The sequence below is a fragment of the Candidatus Methylomirabilota bacterium genome (genome assembly GCA_035936835.1).
Classification (GTDB): Bacteria; Methylomirabilota; Methylomirabilia; order Rokubacteriales; family CSP1-6; genus AR37.
In genome coordinates this window covers 1-16,130 of record DASYVT010000183.1, presented here as the reverse complement: position 1 = coordinate 16,130, position 16,130 = coordinate 1, and the positions used below count along the sequence as shown (strand labels likewise).

The following is a 16,130-nucleotide window of genomic DNA, read 5'->3' as shown; positions in this document are numbered from 1 at the left end:
CTATCTCTCGTCGAGCGCCTTGAAGTAGTCCTTCACCTGCCCGTGGTAGTCGCGCGGGACCTGCTCCCGGACGATGTCCTCCTCCATCTGCTTGCGGTACTGGCCAAGCACGCCCATGTACTGAAGCCGCGAGGGCACGTTCCCTCCGCGCCCCACGAGGTTCGTGTCCATCCCGTCCTTGCGGCCTGACCGCGCTTCGCCCTCGACGCCGACGTCGAAGGGATTGCTGTTGAGGCGCTGGCTCGGGTCGCCCTTGCGATTGGCGCTCTTGCCCTTGCCCGGCAGCGACCCCTCGCCCTCGGGCCAGTCCCCCTCGTCTCCGGGGGCGCCGCCCGGGCCGCGCTCGCCGCGGCGACCGCCTCGCCGCGGGTCCTCGCGGCCGCCGCGGAGGCCCTTGCCGTCGCGCCCCTTCTCCTCCATCGAGCGGAGCTTGTTGAGCGCGCGCTCCATGGCCTCCATGGCACGGTCGCTCTGTCCCTGCTCGAGCGCGTCCATGCCCTCGTTGAGGTCGCCCTGGTAGCTCGGGTCGCCCTTGCGGCCGAGGCGCTCCATCTCGCGCAGGAGCTCGCGCAGCTTGTCTGGTGAGAACTGGTCGCCCTTGAGCCCTCCGCGAAGGGACTTGGCCTTCTGGAAGACCATGCGCTGCTGGCTCTGGGTGAAGTCGCGCTGGAGGTCGGGCAGGCGGTCAATCTGCTCGAGCATGCGGATGCGCTCGTCGCCCTTCTTCAGAAAGGCGTTGAAGTCGGGCGTCTGCCCCGCGAGCGAGGTGTCCTTGAAGAGGGCCGAGATGTCGCCGGGCTGGGTGGCGCCGCCGGCCCCCGCGCGCGGACCGAACGTCCTCTCCTGGACCTCCGCGCGGCGGGCGTCTTCGCGCTTGGCGGCGCGCGGACGCTCCTGGCTTTCGAGGCTGCCGGTCCGCTCCTGCGGCTTGTCCTCGTCATCCTGGCGGGCGCCCGAGAGGCTGGGCAGGGCGCCCTGGGGAAGCGGGATGGCCGGCGCCAGCGCCAGCGCGATACCGAGAACCAGCGGGATCGGGACGAAGCGCGCCTCCCGCGGGATGCGGCGGGGGATGATGCGGCGGCCTTCCATCGCCTGCACCCGCGCCACGGCGTCGGCCACGAGGGCGTCAACGAGTGGGGTGCGGTCGGGGCGGTCCGCCCACTCGAGCGCCGTGGCGACGCGGTCCTGGAGCCCGTAGCCGCGGTCGACCAGGCGCGCCGCCTCGCCCGCCGGGAGCGGCATGAGGAAGCCGGTGACCGCGCCCGCGAGCGCGCCGGCGGCGAGACATACGCCCGCCCACAGGAAACCCGACCAGCCGAGAGAGTCCCGCAGGACGAGCGGCAGCAAGGCGACCAAGGCTCCGCCGAACAGGCCGCGGAGCCCGTAGAACTCGGCGCGCCGCACGCGGATCTGCTTCGAGACATCGGCGACCGCGGCCTTCAGAATCGTCAGGTCGGGCATGCGCCCTCCTCGACGCGCTAGCGGAGAAAGACCTCTTTCTCCGTCGCGCTCAGGTTCTCGGCCGCCTCGATGATATGCGCGATGAGCCGGTCCACGTCCACGCCCTCGGCCTCGCCCTCGAAGTTGAGGATGATCCGATGACGCAGGGCCGGCAGCGCCATCGCGCGCACGTCCTCCACGCTGACGTTGTAGCGCCCTTCGCTGAGCGCGCGTACCTTGGCGCCCAGGACCAGGGCCTGCGCTCCCCGCGGGCTCGCGCCGTAGCGGACGAAGCGCCGGGTCTGCTCCGGCGCGCGCTCCCACTGCGGGTGGCTCGCCAGGACGATGAGGGCCGCCAGGTCCCGCACGTGCGAGGCGATGGGGACTTCACGTACGAGTTCCCGAAAAGACAGCGCGCGCGGCCCCGTCATCACGCGCTGCACTCTGACCTCACGCACCTGGGTCGTCCGGTCGATGATCGCCGTCAGGTCCTCGAGCGCCGGGTACCGGACCCGCAGCTTGAAGAGGAAGCGGTCGAGCTGGGCCTCGGGCAACGGATAGGTGCCCTCCATCTCGATCGGGTTCTGCGTCGCCAGAACGAAGAACGGCTGCGGCAGCGGATGCGCGGTGCCCGAGATCGTCACGGCGCCCTCCTGCATGCCCTCGAGGAGCGCCGACTGCGTCTTCGGCGTGGCGCGGTTGACCTCGTCGGCCAGGAGGATGTGGGCGAAGATGGGCCCCCGCTGGAACTGGAAGTGCTTCCGCCCGCCCTCGTCCTCCAGGATCATGTTGGTGCCCATGATGTCGCCGGGCATGAGGTCGGGCGTGAACTGGATCCGAGAAAAGGAGAGATCGAGGCTCTCGGACAGCGTCTTGATGAGGAGCGTCTTGCCGAGCCCCGGCACACCTTCCAGCAGCACGTGCCCTCCGGCGAAGAGGCCGGTGAGCACGTGGGCGATCACGTCGTCGTGGCCGACGATGACCTTGTGGACTTCGCCGCGGAGCGTTTCGAAATCCGCGACGAACTCCTGGACCCTCTGTTCCTGCGTCTGGGGAGGCGTGGGAGACTGCGGCATGCGCAACTCCTTTCCCATCGGGACGCGATGGCTACCGTGAATTTGACCCATCATAGGGGTGGTTCCTGTGCGCGTCAACTGATCACCGCTCAGCACCTGCTTCATAGGCAGACGGACACCAGGGAGACGTAGAGCTTCAGGTAGCGCTCGATTTCTTGTTGAAGGCCGAAGCGCGAGGCGCGCGCCCGCCCGGCCTCGCCGAGCCTCTCGCGGAGCGCGGGGTCACCGAGAAGACGGGCTGCCTTCTCAGCGAAGTCACCGGGGCCTGAAAAGAGCAGGCCCGTGACGCCATCCTCGATCACGGAGCGGTTGCCCGCGATGTCGGAGGCGAGCACGGCGCGGCCGCAAGCGAGGGCCTCGAGGACGGAGTTGGCCATGCCGCCCTCCGACAGCGAGCAGTTGAGGACGACGTCGGCGGCGCGGAGCAGTGCGGCCATTGCGGCGTGCGGCACCTCGCCCAGGTGGCGCGCCCACGGCCGGCCGTCCAAAGCGCGGAGAAGAGCCTCGCCTTCGCTGACATCCAGGATGGGGCCGACATAGCGGAGCTCGAAGCCCGGGTACCGGGCCGCCACCGAGTCGAGCGGGGCCAGCGGATAGAGCGGCCGCTTGACGGGTCGGATGCCTGCGGGGAAGAGCATGACGGGTCCTCGCGCTCTCGGCGCTGGGCCGTCCGAAGGGCTGAAATCCGGAAGATCCACGCTCTGCGGCACGACCACGACCCGCGCCGAGATCTCGGGCGCCGCCCGCGCGACAACGGCCGCCACCGAGTCGTGGAAGGCGGTGACGGCGGCCGCGCTCTCGAGCACCTGGCGGACGGCCGGGGCGCGCTCGGCGTCAAAGAGGTCCAGGTTGGCGTCGGTCCCCGTGAGTGTCACGACGAGCGGGCACCCGATGCGCCTCGCCAGCGCCAGACCGAGCGGCCCGGCCCGGTAAGCATGGAAAGCGTGGACCAGCTCCGGGCGGTACTCCGAGGCCCGCCGCTCAACGGAGGCCCGAGCCATGGTCGAAAGATCCCAGACTTCGATATCGGCGCCCCGCGCGCGCAGGCCGCGCGCGATGCGTTCGACGGTGACCGCGTTGCCTCTCACGGACGGGAAGGCGAAGGGAGTCAGGAGCGCCAGACGGCGGGCCATGAGCGGGCCAAGCGTACACGGGGCCCGGCGCCAAGGCAACGCGTCGCGTCGCCACACCCCGGGACCGCCGCCGGCCGGCTGTGGTATCGTTCCTCCAGCGGGACCTCAGAGCCGAGGGAGGGGCGGATGGCCGACGCGCAGGACAGCATGGAGTGCCCGGAGTGCATGGATCTGCTCGCCGACTACGTCGACGGCTCCCTGCCCCGGCACCAGGCCGAGCTCCTCGAGTGGCACCTCGAGGGGTGCGGCCCCTGCGTCGCCTTCGTCAGGACCTACAAGGGCACCGTGGACGCCGCCAAGCGACTCCGCGAGACGACGCTGCCCCCGGAGCTGAAGGAAAAGCTGCGCGCGTTCTTGAAGCGCTCCGCGCAGCAGTAGTCCCCCAGCAGTAGTCCCGAAGGTCCGATCGACTTCGCCGGACTCGGCTCCGCGTCAGCGAACCGCTATACCGATCTCAGCCGTCACCTCGCCGATCTCCCAGCAGGCCTCCCCTCGCCGCTTGAAGCCGTCGCGGACCATGCCCGCGTCCTCGGGCGCCACGCCGAAGAGGAGGCCACCCGAAGTCTCCGACTCGAAGAGCAGGCCCGCGTGCGCGACTCCTACGGACGGGCCGAGTGACAGCCGGCCGCGCGAGCCGAGGGTGTGCTCGAGGTGCGTCCGGTTCCGCTTCATGCCTCCGCTGAACGTCCCCTTCTCGGCGAGCGCCAGCGCTCCCGGGAGGAGCGGGATGTCTGCTGCGCGCAGCGCGATGCCCGCCCCCGAGGCCTCGACCATCTCGGCCGCGTGGCCGAGCAGACCGAAGCCCGTGATGTCCGTCGCCCCTCGCACCACCGCCTCCCCCGCCACCTCCGCGGCGACCCGGTTCAGCCGCAGCATGCTCTGCACCGCCCCCTCGAGGACGGCCGGCTCACAGGCGTCGTCCTTGGCTGCCGTCGCGATCACGCCCGTGCCGAGCGGCTTGGAGAGGAAGAGCCGATGCCCGGGCCTGAGTCCGCCCTTGATGAAGATGCGCTTGGGATGGACCTTGCCGGTGACGGCGAGGCCGTACTTGGGCTCGGCGTCCACCACCGTGTGGCCGCCCGCGATGACACCGCCGGCCTCGAGCACCTTGTCGGCGCCGCCCTTGAATACGGCCGCGATCACTTCCTTCGGCATCTCGCGCGGGAAGCCCGCCACGTTGAGCGCGAACAGCACCTGCCCGCCCATCGCGTAGACGTCGGACATGGAGTTGGCCGCGGCGATGGCGCCGTAGAGGTAGGGGTCGTCCACGATGGGAGGAAAGAAGTCCACCGTGCTGACGATCGCGACCTCATCGGTGATGCGGTAGACGGCCGCGTCGTCGCTCCGCCCGAGCCCGACCAGGAGATCAGCGTGCTCGTGGTGCTCGAGGCCGCTCAACACGTCCTGGAGATCTCCAGGACCCATCTTGGAGGCTCAGCCCGCGCAGGCGGCGTAGCTCGTCAGCCGGATCTGCTTGCCGGTCTTGGGGTCCGTCATCCTGGAGTCCATGCGGTTTCCCATGCCGTTCCCCATGCCGTTCCCCATGCCGTTCCGATGTCCGGCGGACCCGGGGCGATTCCCGGCGGCTCAGGCCGATTCTGACTCGATGAAAGTCCGGAAGGCCTCGGCGAGGGGCGAGCGGCTGCGGTCCCGGTGGGTGGCGACGTGGAAAGCGCGCGTGACCTTGAGGTCGCGCAGCTTGAGGCACCACACGAGCCCGCTGCGGCACTCCTCCTCGACGGCGCGGCGCGAGATGACCGAGACGCCCACGCCTGCTTTGACCGCCTGCTTGATCGCCTGGGTCGAGCCCATCTCGCCAACGATGCGGAAGGCCGAGAGATCGAGGCCTGCCTGGGCGAGCGCCGACTCGAGCGCCGCGCGCGTGCCCGAGCCGCGCTCGCGCATGAGCAGCGGCTCCGCGCGGAGATCCTCGAGCCCCACTTCCTTCTTGCCGTGCCATGGATGTCCGACGGGCACCACGAGGACCAGCTCGTCGGGCATCAGCTCGCGATAGTCGATGCCGCGGTGGGGCAACCGCGCGCCGACCACGCCCACCTCGGCGCGCCCTTCGGCGACCCAGTCCACGACGGCGCGGCTGTCGCCGATGAGCAGCGTGATAGCGATGTCCGGAAACTTCTCCTTGAAGCGCCCGATGAGGGGCGGCAGCACGTACTCGCCGGGGATGGTGCTCGCGGCCACGAGGAGCTCGCCCGCCAGCCTGCCCTGGAAGCTGTCCATGGCCTGGAGCGCTTCGCGCTGGAGCTGGAGCAGGCGCGTCGCGTGGGAGAGCAGGAGGCGGCCCGCTGCGGTGGACTCCGCCCCACGGCCGAGCCGGTCGAGCAGCCGCACGCCCAACTCCTGCTCGAGCGTGCGGATGTGCTCGGAAATCGTGGGCTGGGTCAGGAAGAGCGCCTCGGCGGCCTTCGAGAAGGACTTCAACTCCGCGACCTTGACGAAAATCTCGAGCTGCCTCAGGTCCATGATGCGGAGTATAGGCGCGGGACCACGCGGTGTCTATGGGTGCAAGGGCTTGGGGGTGCAACGGCATGGGGGTGGAACGACACAGGGCCCCGAAGGGCCCTATGCACATCACGGTCGGACGCCGGCATCAGTGGCAGCCGCAGCCGCCCCCGCAGCAGCCGCCGCCCCCGGACATGCCCGCGGCGGCGGCGGTGCCGCCAAGGCGAAGCGCGCCGAGCACTGACAGCCGTCGCGTCACGCGCGCGCTCCGGCACGTCGGGCACGCGACCGCGGCCTGCGCGGTCTGGACGTATCGCTCGAACTCACGCTCGCACTGGTTGCAGCGGTACTCGTAGATCGGCATGACTTTCCTCGCCGCGCCTCGGCAGCTACTGGCCGCCCCGCTGCACGTAGCTCTTCACGAACTCCTCGGCGTTCTCCTCGAGGATCTCGTCGATCTCGTCCAAGAGGTTGTCGAGGTCCTCCTTGATCTTCTTCCCCTTCTTGGCGAGCTCCGGGTTGGCCCCTGCGGCGTCCTCGTCGCCTTCGGGCTTGGTCGGCCTCGTTTCCTTCTTCTTCTGTTCAGCCATGAGCGGCTACCTCCTGGCCCCCGAACCGGGGCCCTGCGCCTGCGTCTAGACCGTCGGAAGGACGATCCCCTGCTGGCCCTGGTACTTCCCCTGCCGGTCCGCGTAGGACGTCTGGCAGGCCTCGTCGGACTCGAAGAAGAGGACCTGGGCGATCCCCTCGTTGGCGTAGATCTTCGCCGGCAGCGGCGTGGTGTTGCTGATCTCGAGCGTCACGAAGCCTTCCCACTCGGGCTCGAAGGGCGTGACGTTCGTGATGATGCCGCACCGGGCGTAGGTGGATTTGCCCACACAGATGGTCAGCACGTTGCGCGGGATCTTGAAGTACTCGACCGATCGCCCCAGCGCGAACGAGTTGGGCGGCACGATACAGACCGGTCCCTGAAGGTCGACGAAGGATCGCGGATCAAAAGCCTTGGGATCGACCAGCGTGTTGTTGATGTTGGTGAAGATCTTGAACTCGTCGGCGATCCTGAGGTCGTAGCCGTAGGACGAGAGCCCGTACGAGATCACGCCGGCGCAAACCTGGCGCTCCTCAAAGGGCTTGATCATGCCCTTCTCGACGGCCATCTGCCTGATCCACCGATCACTCTTGATCACCCATCCACCTTGCAGGCATCGTATCGCCCCGACTCGGAGCGAGTCAAGTCCTCGCGCCTCTCACCTTGGGTAACCGCCGGTCACGGGCGCCGGTTCCACGTGGCTCCGTCCGTGTCCACGGGCAACTGGAGCGCGCGCCCCGCTACGCCAGCCAGGTCCAGCGCCCGCTCCATGGCCCGGGCCACGGGGTGTGCCGCCCCCTGCACAGCCGCGAGAAGCGACGGACCCGCGCCGGAGAGGACGCAGCCCAGCGCACCCGCTTCGAGGGCTGCTCGATGCACGGCCTCCATCCAGGGGAAGAGCGCCTGTCGTTGGGGCTGATGCAGCCTGTCCTCCATGGCCACCCCCAAGACGTCGACGCGCCCCGAGGCGAGCGCAGCGAGGAGCAGCCCCATCCGCTGAAGGTTGAACACGGCGTCGGCGCGCGTGACCGTGTCGGGCAGGACGGCGCGCGCCTCTCGTGTCGAGCTCTCGATCCCCGGCACGAGCACCACCCAGCCGAGGTCTGCCGGCACCGGCAGGGAGACGGCGGCGACGCGCTCGCCCGAAAGGCACGAGACCGTGAGACCTCCCAGAAGCGCCGCGGCGACATTGTCGGGATGTCCCTCGGCTCGGCAGGCCAGCGCCAGGACGGCGTCGCGATCGAGGGGTGATCCCAAAGCCACATTGGCGGCGACGAGCCCGCCCACCCAGGCCGCGGCGCTCGAGCCGAGACCCCGCGCCGGCGGAATCCGGTTGACGCAATGGATGGCGGCGCCGGTGAACCGCCGCCCAGCCGCCTCGTGGGCCATGAGCGCCGCGCGAGCGACAACGTTGCCGGCTCCAGTGTCGAGCCGGCCCGCGCCCTCGCCCTCGACCGTGACGGAGACGCGGTCGGCCTCTTCGTAGACGATCTCGTTGTAGAGGCCCAGCGCCAGGCCGAGCACGTCGAAGCCGGGTCCCAGGTTGGCCGAGGTCGCCGGCACGCGCACGTCGATGCTCATGGAGAGAGGATACCCGGCGTCAGCGGCTTCGGCCTACAAACCCTTGAGGCACCCGAGGCCGCAGGCGGGCGAGAAGGGTCCAGATGCGAGGCGGCGCCCGAAGGTCGCACGCGAGGCGTACTCCTGTACGTTGAGCGTGCGGCCGAGGGCGCCAACGAAGCAGATGGGCCCTTCTCGTCGGCCTGCTAGCGACGCGGACGGCGCCTGAACAGGCCGAGCTCGGCCTGTTCGTGGGCGTAGATCAGGGCGCGCACCAGGATGGCGCCCAGCGTGAAGACGATCACTATCGAGAGGGCGAGGTCGACTGCGGTCTGGTAGTAGAGGTTCCCGGGCGTGAGAATCGACCGGATCGCCCACACACCCAGCACGAGCGCTCCGGAGTTGAGGACGAGATCGGCGAGCGGGCGCAGGAAGACCGAATAGGCCGCCGCCGACGTGATCAGGAGGACAAGCATCACGGCGAGGACACGGAGGTAGCGGGGCCGCTCGAACTTCACCTCGAATGCCTCCACGTACTCGAAGGGATCGTCCGCGGCACGGATGCTGGCGGGATCTATCATCGTCGGACCGATCATGACCTGTCGCGTGAGCAGCTCCTGGACGGAGAGGAATAGGTGGCCGCTGGCCTCGGCGGCGGACAGCGTCTGGGGCGGACCGTCCCCGCGCAGACGCTGCAGAGCCACGCCGACGACGAGGCTGTAGGTGTCGAACGGGTAGTGGATCGGTTGCCCCCGCACCGGGAGCTGGATCACCTCGGAGATCTCCACGTTGGCCTGGGGCAGCGTGACGCCGACCGACGGCGGCATGCCGTCCGCGTTCAGGTCGTCGGCGGTGACCGCCACGAAGAGCACCCGGTCGCTCCAGTTGCACTCGACGCACCGGTGGTGCCCCGAGACGCGGATGCTCGCGAGCAGCTGCGTCTCGTCGATGGAGACGAAGGCCATGTGCAGCTTGGTGTGATTCGGGCGCGCCGAGTCGGGCCGTCCCCGCGTCAGCTTGACCACCTTCCCTGTCACCGACCCGAAGACATCGTCCACCACGCTCTTCACCGAGAACGGCAGCGTCACGAGGAGGCCCAGCACGACCAGCGACGCGAGGAAGAACGCGATCCGGTATCGGAGCCGGCTGGTCCTGACCTCCTCCTCGGCGGCGCTGCCCTCGTCGCCGCTCATGGAGAGAGGATACCCTCGGGGAGGGCGATCAGCCTAGAGACGCTTGAGAAGCCACTCGGGCGTGAGACTGATCGTCCACGAGTTGAGCACGATGTAGTAGTTCGTGGCGACCAGCACGCCGACCACCACGAGCAGCACGCCCGCCGCCTGCTCCACCACGTGGATGAGGGGCCGGTAGCGCTTGAAGAAGCGCAGGAAGACGCCGAGCCCCGCCGAGAAGATGAGAAACGGCACGCCGAGCCCCGCCGAGTAGGCCAGCAGCAGACCCACGCCCTGGCTGACGGTCTTCTCGTTGCTGGCCAGCGTCAGGATCGCCCCCAGGATGGGCCCGACGCAGGGCGTCCAGCCGATCGCGAAGGTCAGCCCCACGGCGAAGGAGCCGAGAAATCCGGCGGGCTTGCTGCGGATAGGGATCTGGCGAGTGCGCCCGAGCGGGCCCAACTTGAGCACGCCCGCGATCAGGAGGCCGAATGCAATGATCAGCACGCCCCCGCCGATCCGGATCCAGTCGCGATAGTCGAGGAGGAACTGCCCCGCGGCGCTGAACGAGGCGCCAAGGCTCACGAACACGACCGTGAAGCCCGCGATGAAGGCCAGCGAGTGCAGCATCACGAGGGCGCGCTCGGAAAGCGTGACATCCGAGGCCAGCCGGTCCACGGACATCCCCGTGACGAAGGAGAGGTAGGACGGAAAGAGCGGCAGCACGCAGGGCGAGAGAAAGGAAAAGAGCCCGGCGGAGAAAGCGACCAACACCCCCAGCGACTCAGCCACGGGGCTTGCCATCCTTTAATAAGGCGTCGAAATAGGCGAAGGAGGCCCGGCCGTCCCAGTCCCGCGGGCCCAGCGCGATGGCCCGGAGCGTCCCGCTCCGATCGATGATGAAGGTCGAGGGGACGGAGCGGGCGCCATAGAGCTCCGCGATCTCCATCTTCGGGTCGAGCGCCACCCGGTAGGTGTATTTCGCCTGCTCGATGAACGGCTTGACGACCTTCGCTCCCGCCGAGTCCATGCTGAGCGCGATGACGACGAGGCCCTGGTCCTTGTAGCGCTGCCAGAGGCGCTCCATGGCGGGCATCTCCTCCATGCACGGCGGGCACCAGGTCGCCCAGAAGTTGAGAAAGACCACCTTGCCCTTGAGATCGGCGAGCCTCAACTTGCCGCCTTCGAGCGCGGCGACATTGAAATCCTTGGCCTGCTGCTCGCGATTCGGCTTGATGAGGTCGAGGGCGCGCGCGGGGTCTTCCATGCCAGCCGCGGGCGTGGCAACCGCGGGCGCGGCACCCGCGGGAAGCGCTGCGCAGGCGAGAAACACCAGGATGCGGGGGGCGAGACGCCACATGGCCTTCGAGTATACATCGACGCCCGCCTGTCCCTCATGCGCCCCACCCTTTGTGATAGGTTACAGGGATTCCATGGCTGTCACGATCATCGCCGATGACCTAAGCGGCGCCTGTGACGCGGGCGCCCTCTTCGCCGGACGCGGCCCTGTCGGGGTCTTCGTGGCGCCCGAGCTGCCCGACGGGCGCTGGCCGGCCGCCGCGGTGGACACCGAGAGCCGCGCGCTCCCGCCTGCCGTCGCCGCTTCGCTCGTACGACGCGCAGTTGACGGCATCGAGGCGCGTCTGGGCGGCGGCCACATCTTCAAGAAGCTCGACTCGACCGTCAGGGGCCCGGTGGCAGCCGAGCTCGACGCCCTGATGGGCGCGTCCGGCGCCACGACCGCGCTCGTCTGCCCCGCCTTCCCGGCCCAGGGGCGCACGGTGCGGGACGGCGTGCTCTCCGTCTTCGGGCAGCCGGCCCACGAGAGCCCCACCGGCAGGGATCCAGACTATCCAGGCCCGACCTCCGACCTCGTCGAGATCCTCTCGAGCACTTCGGGCCGTCCCGTGTCGCTCCTCCCGCTCCCCGTGTCGCTCATCACGCTCAAGGAGGTCCGCGGCCCGCTCGAGGAGCTTGCGCGCGCCCTCGCGATGCGGACCGGCCTCGTGGTGGCAGATGCGGAGGTTGACCAGGACCTCGATGCCCTCGCCCTGGCCGCGATAGACCTCCCCGGAGTTCTGCTCGCCGGCTCGGCCGGCCTCGCCGGCGCCGCTGCTCGCGCGTGGGGCTTCGCCGCGCCCGCCCCGCCCGCGCCCGCTCCTGGTGGCTGGCTCGTCGTCGCTGGCAGTCGACACCCCGCGACGCGCGCCCAGGTGGATGCGCTCGAAGCGTCGGGCTCGGCGGGCGCCCGGCTTGACGCGGCGGGCGAGCCGGACCTGGCCAAGGTCGTGGCCGCGCTCCGCGCCGGCAAACCCGCCTTTCTGTCAATCAACGCCCGCCTCGAAGGCGCGGCGCGGGACATCGCCGGGCGCCTGGCCGGGGCCGTCAAAACGGTGCTCGCGGAGGTCTCGCCTGCCCTGCTCGTCCTCACCGGAGGAGAAACCGCGCACGCTGTCATGCGAGCGCTCGCCGCGCGCCGCCTCGAGCTAAGCGGCGCGCCCTCGAGTGGACTCGCCCTCGGCCGGCTCGTTGTCGACTCGACGTCAACGATTCCGATCCTGACCAAGGCCGGCGGCTTTGGGGCGCCGGATTTGTTCGTCGCGCTCGCGAGAGGACCCGCGTGATGGCTTCCCGCCTCCCGCTGCTCGGCATCACCATGGGCGATCCCGCCGGAGTCGGGCCCGAGATCATCGCCAAGGCCCTGGCGACACCGGAAGTCGCGGCGACGTGCCGCCCCGTGGTCATCGGCGACCGCACGGTGATGGAAGCCACGCTCGCGCTCCTGCGCTCGGATCGAAAGCTCCATCCGGTGTCGACGACCGCCGAGTGCCGCTTCGAGCCCGGCGCCATCGAGTGCCTCGACCTCGCCAATGCCGACGCCTCCACACTCGTGCGGGCGCAGGTCAGTGCCGAGGCCGGCCGTGCTGCGTACGCCTACATCGAGAGGGCCGTCAGGCTCTGCCAGTCGGGCGAGATCGACGGCATGGTGACGGCGCCCGTGAACAAGGAGGCGCTGGCCGCCGCAGGCGTCCAGCACTCGGGGCACACCGAGATCCTGGCCAAGCTGTCGGGCACGAAGGATTTCGCCATGCTGCTCATGGGCCGGGAGCTCAAGGTCATCCACGTCACGACGCACGTCGCGCTCCGGCGCGTACCGGACCTCTGCACCGAGGACCGCGTGCTGCGGGTCATTCGCCTCGCCCAGCAGGCCATGAACGGGCTTGGAGTCGCGCGCCCCCGCATCGCGGTCTGCGGGCTCAATCCGCACGCCGGCGAGGACGGCCTCTTCGGCGACGAGGAGAAGACCCAGATCATCCCGGCCGCAGAGGCCGCGCGCCGCGAAGGGCTCGACGTCCACGGCCCGCTGCCGGCCGACACGCTCTTCTCGCGCGCGAGAGGCGGCGAGTTCGACATTGTCGTGGCCATGTACCACGACCAGGGGCACGTGCCCGTCAAGACGCTCGGCTTCACCTACGACGAGGCGCGGGGCCAGTGGACGGGCCTCTCGGGGGTCAACGTCACCGTCGGTCTTCCGTTCCTCCGCGTGTCGGTGGACCACGGCACGGCCTTCGACCGGGCGTGGAAGGGCATCGCCAACCCAGAGAGCATGCTCGAGGCGATCGACGTGGCCGTGCGCATGCTGGCCGCGAAAACCCGTTAGGAGGCGCGTGGCATGGACGAACGGGGACTGCGTGATCTGATCGAGGACGTGCGGGCCCGGCGCCTGAGCCGGGCCGCGCGTGCTTGACTTCGCTGGGTCGGGTCAGTATAAGAGGCCATTCGTTCTCGCCGCCGACCCGACCCCGACTACAGCCAGGAGGACGCTCTGATGGACGAGCATAAACTGAGAGATCTGATCGCCGAGGTGAAGGCCGGCCGCCTGAGCCGCCGCGGCTTCGTCCAGATGATGGTCGGGCTTGGGCTTACGGCGCCCCTGGCGGCCCAGATGCTGGCTTCGGCCGGCGTGGCCCAGGCTCAGAGCAAGCTCATGTACAAAGCCACCAAGCGGGGCGGCGGCGGCGCGCTCAAGGTGCTGTGGTGGCAGGGCTCGACCCTGCTGAACCCGCACTTCGCGGTGGGCACGAAGGACCAGGACGGCTCGCGCATCTTCTACGAGCCGTTGGCCTCCTGGGACCCCGACGGCAACCTGGTCCCGATCCTCGCCGCCGAGATCCCGAGCGTGCAGAACGGCGGCGTCGCCAAGGACGGCAAGTCGGTGACCTGGAAGCTCAAGAAGGGCGTGCAGTGGCACGATGGTAAGCCCTTCACCGCCGACGACGTGGTCTTCAACTGGGAGTACGCGGCCGATCCCGCCACGGCGGCCACGACCAGCGGGACCTACAAGGACTGCAAGGCCCAGAAGATCGACAGCCACACGGTCAAGGTCACGTTCGACAAGCCCACGCCCTTCTGGGCCGACCCCTTCGTCGGCGTCCGCGGCATGATCATCCCCAAGCACCTCTTCGAAGCCTTCAAGGGCGGCAAGTCCCGCGAGGCGCCCGGCAACCTCAAGCCGATGGGCACGGGGCCCTACCGCTTCGTGGAGTTCAAGCCGGGCGACGTGGTCAAGGGCGAGCTCAACCCGGGCTACCACATGGCCAACCGCCCTTTCTTCGACACCATCGAGATGAAGGGCGGCGGCGACGCGATCTCGGCGGCACGGGCCGTCATCCAGACGGGCGAGTTCGACTACGCCTGGAACATGCAGGTCGAGGACGACATCCTCCGGCGCATGGAACAGGGCGGCAAGGGCCGGGTCGACATCGTGGCCGGGGGCAACATCGAGCACATCCAGCTCAACAACACCGACCCGTGGACCGAGGTCGACGGCGAGCGCTCGAGCATCAAGACCAAGCACCCGTTCCTGACCGACCCGGCGGTGCGCCAGGCCCTGAACCTCCTCGTCGACCGCGCCGCCGTCCAGGAGCAGATCTACGGCCGGACAGGCATCGCCACTGCCAACTTCCTCAATGCCCCGCCCCGCTTCGTCTCGAAGAACACCAAGTGGGAGCTGAACATCGACAAGGCCAACCAGATCCTGGAGGGGGCCGGCTGGAAGAAGGGCACGGACGGCATCCGAGCCAAGGACGGCAAGAAGCTCAAGCTGGTCTATCAGACGTCGATCAATGCCCCGCGGCAGAAGAACCAGCAGATTGTCAAACAGGCCGCGGCCAAGGCCGGCATCGACATGGAGCTCAAGTCGGTGACCGCGTCGGTCTACTTCTCCTCTGACGTGGCCAACCCGGATACGTACACCCACTTCTACACCGACATCCAGATGTACACGACGACCATGACGCAGCCGGACCCCGAGCAGTTCATGCGCCAGTTCCTGACCGAGGAGGTCGCCTCCAAGGAGAACAAGTGGCAGGGCCGCAACATCACCCGTTGGAAGAGCGAGGAATACGACAAGCTCTACCGGGCGGCCGAGTCCGAGCTCGACCCCGTGAAGCGCGCCGCGCTGTTCATCAGGATGAACGAGCTGGTCATCCAGAACGTCGTGGTCATTCCCGTCGTCTTCCGCCCGCGCGTGTCCGCGGTCGGCAATGCGATGCGCGTCGAGCAGAGCGGCTGGGACTCCGACTTCTGGAACCTGCCCAACTGGTACCGCGAGGCTTAGGAAGGCATCGGGGGACCGGGCCCGCAGGCCCGGTCCCCCACCCCGGCCGCGCCGAGCGATGTCCAAGTACTTCCTCCGACGTGTCCTGATCTCGATCCCCGCGCTCCTCGGCATCAGCCTCGTCCTCTTCACCGTGCTGGCGATGGCGCCGGGCGATCCCTTCGAGGAGCTCGCCACCAACCCGAACGTCCCCGCAGAGGTGCGCTTGAACCTCCGGACGCAGTTCGGCCTCGACGACCCCCTTCCCGTGCGCTACGTCCGCTGGGTCACGGCCATGCTCAAGGGCGACTGGGGCTTCTCCTTCACGAGCCGCGTCGACGTGTCCACGCTCATCATGCAGCGTCTGCCGACGACGCTCTTCGTGCTGGGCACGGCGCAGCTCCTCGGGCTCCTGGTCGCGCTCCCGATCGGCATCTACTCGGCGGTGCGCCCGTACTCGATCTTCGACCAGATCGCGACCACCTTTGCCTTCATCGGCTTCTCGCTCCCGACGTTCTTCACCGGGCTCCTCTTCATCCTCTTCTTCAGCATCTACCTCGACTGGCTGCCCTTCATCTACCGGGCCGACCTCGCGGCCACGGGGTGGCGCTGGGTGTGGGAGATGGCGCGGCAGGCCATCATGCCGATCGCGGTCCTGGGGCTCTTCCAGGGGGCGGCGATGACGCGCTTCGTGCGCTCGGCCGTCCTCGAGGTCGTCCGGCTCGACTACGTCAACACCGCCCGCTCGAAGGGGCTGTCGGAGAAGGTCACCATCCTCAAGCACGTGGTCAGGAACGCGCTCATCCCGGTCGTGACGCTCGTGGCGCTCCAGATTCCCGGCGTCTTCACCGGCGCGGTCATCACCGAGCAGATCTTCCGCGTGCCCGGCATCGGCTCGCTCCTGATCACCGCCATCCTCTCGAACGACACGCCGGTGGTCATGTCGATCACCTTCGTCTTCTCGGCCCTCGTGGTCCTCTTCAACCTGATCGCGGACCTGGTCTACGGCTGGCTCGATCCGCGGATCTCGTACAGGTAGGCGCGGTGGCCAACGGGACGGCGGCTGAGGCGATGCTGGGCGGGGCGGCGGCGGCGAGGCGG

17 protein-coding genes are annotated in these 16,130 nt (G+C 69.0%); 5 read left to right on the top strand and 12 right to left on the bottom strand.

The window, feature by feature from the left end; translation table 11 throughout:
• From VGV06_16635 to VGV06_16625, 3 genes are all read right to left on the bottom strand, one after another.
• Positions 1 to 1,461 carry a hypothetical protein gene (locus VGV06_16635; GenBank protein HEV2056770.1) on the bottom strand — a complete coding sequence of 487 codons (1,461 nt, stop codon included), beginning with the start codon at positions 1,459 to 1,461 and terminating at the stop codon, positions 1 to 3.
• Positions 1,462 to 1,478: 17 nt separating this feature from the next.
• A complete protein-coding gene (locus VGV06_16630; protein ID HEV2056769.1) occupies positions 1,479 to 2,516 on the bottom strand; it encodes a MoxR family ATPase in 1,038 nt (345 codons plus the stop codon).
• Positions 2,517 to 2,617: 101 nt separating this feature from the next.
• On the bottom strand, positions 2,618 to 3,649 hold the full coding sequence (locus tag VGV06_16625) for a glycosyltransferase (GenBank protein HEV2056768.1): 1,032 nt from the start codon (positions 3,647 to 3,649) through the stop codon (positions 2,618 to 2,620).
• A gap of 126 nt (positions 3,650 to 3,775) precedes the next feature.
• Between VGV06_16625 and VGV06_16620 the strand changes: the two genes are divergently transcribed.
• On the top strand, positions 3,776 to 4,027 hold the full coding sequence (locus VGV06_16620) for an anti-sigma factor (protein HEV2056767.1): 252 nt from the start codon (positions 3,776 to 3,778) through the stop codon (positions 4,025 to 4,027).
• A 54-nt stretch (positions 4,028 to 4,081) separates the two neighbouring features.
• Here the strand turns inward: VGV06_16620 and selD are convergent, their stop codons facing one another.
• From selD to VGV06_16575, 9 genes are all read right to left on the bottom strand, one after another.
• Entirely contained in the window at positions 4,082 to 5,074 is a 993-nt protein-coding gene (gene selD, locus VGV06_16615; GenBank protein ID HEV2056766.1) for a selenide, water dikinase SelD, read from the bottom strand.
• Positions 5,075 to 5,236: 162 nt separating this feature from the next.
• Positions 5,237 to 6,130, bottom strand: coding sequence for a selenium metabolism-associated LysR family transcriptional regulator (locus tag VGV06_16610; GenBank protein HEV2056765.1), 894 nt, complete (start codon positions 6,128 to 6,130; stop codon positions 5,237 to 5,239).
• Positions 6,131 to 6,257: 127 nt separating this feature from the next.
• The gene (locus tag VGV06_16605) at positions 6,258 to 6,473 is read right to left on the bottom strand and encodes a zinc ribbon domain-containing protein (protein ID HEV2056764.1); all 216 of its coding nucleotides are present in this window, start codon (positions 6,471 to 6,473) and stop codon (positions 6,258 to 6,260) included.
• A gap of 25 nt (positions 6,474 to 6,498) precedes the next feature.
• On the bottom strand, positions 6,499 to 6,699 hold the full coding sequence (locus VGV06_16600; protein HEV2056763.1) for a ubiquitin-like protein Pup: 201 nt from the start codon (positions 6,697 to 6,699) through the stop codon (positions 6,499 to 6,501).
• Positions 6,700 to 6,744: 45 nt separating this feature from the next.
• Positions 6,745 to 7,296, bottom strand: a complete 552-nt coding sequence (gene dcd / locus VGV06_16595; GenBank protein HEV2056762.1) for a dCTP deaminase — start codon at positions 7,294 to 7,296, stop codon at positions 6,745 to 6,747.
• An 80-nt stretch (positions 7,297 to 7,376) separates the two neighbouring features.
• Complete coding sequence (gene thrB, locus VGV06_16590; protein HEV2056761.1) at positions 7,377 to 8,279, bottom strand: homoserine kinase; 903 nt, start codon at positions 8,277 to 8,279, stop codon at positions 7,377 to 7,379.
• A 185-nt stretch (positions 8,280 to 8,464) separates the two neighbouring features.
• Positions 8,465 to 9,451 (bottom strand): hypothetical protein, encoded by a 987-nt coding sequence (locus VGV06_16585; protein HEV2056760.1) that lies wholly within the window; start codon positions 9,449 to 9,451, stop codon positions 8,465 to 8,467.
• 33 nt (positions 9,452 to 9,484) lie between these two features.
• Positions 9,485 to 10,222, bottom strand: a complete 738-nt coding sequence (locus VGV06_16580; GenBank protein ID HEV2056759.1) for a cytochrome c biogenesis protein CcdA — start codon at positions 10,220 to 10,222, stop codon at positions 9,485 to 9,487.
• Positions 10,215 to 10,790 carry a TlpA disulfide reductase family protein gene (locus VGV06_16575; protein ID HEV2056758.1) on the bottom strand — a complete coding sequence of 192 codons (576 nt, stop codon included), beginning with the start codon at positions 10,788 to 10,790 and terminating at the stop codon, positions 10,215 to 10,217. The genes VGV06_16580 and VGV06_16575 overlap by 8 nt, the downstream gene beginning before the upstream one ends.
• 73 nt (positions 10,791 to 10,863) lie before the next feature.
• Between VGV06_16575 and VGV06_16570 the strand changes: the two genes are divergently transcribed.
• From VGV06_16570 to VGV06_16555, 4 genes are all read left to right on the top strand, one after another.
• Positions 10,864 to 12,054: a four-carbon acid sugar kinase family protein gene (locus VGV06_16570; GenBank protein HEV2056757.1), complete on the top strand. Its 1,191-nt coding sequence runs from the start codon at positions 10,864 to 10,866 to the stop codon at positions 12,052 to 12,054.
• Positions 12,054 to 13,091, top strand: coding sequence for a 4-hydroxythreonine-4-phosphate dehydrogenase PdxA (gene pdxA / locus VGV06_16565; protein ID HEV2056756.1), 1,038 nt, complete (start codon positions 12,054 to 12,056; stop codon positions 13,089 to 13,091). Before VGV06_16570 ends, pdxA begins: the two co-directional genes overlap by 1 nt.
• 168 nt (positions 13,092 to 13,259) lie before the next feature.
• Positions 13,260 to 15,050, top strand: coding sequence for a peptide ABC transporter substrate-binding protein (locus VGV06_16560; GenBank protein HEV2056755.1), 1,791 nt, complete (start codon positions 13,260 to 13,262; stop codon positions 15,048 to 15,050).
• A 58-nt stretch (positions 15,051 to 15,108) separates the two neighbouring features.
• Positions 15,109 to 16,068, top strand: coding sequence for an ABC transporter permease (locus tag VGV06_16555; GenBank protein HEV2056754.1), 960 nt, complete (start codon positions 15,109 to 15,111; stop codon positions 16,066 to 16,068).
• Positions 16,069 to 16,130 lie beyond the last annotated feature (62 nt).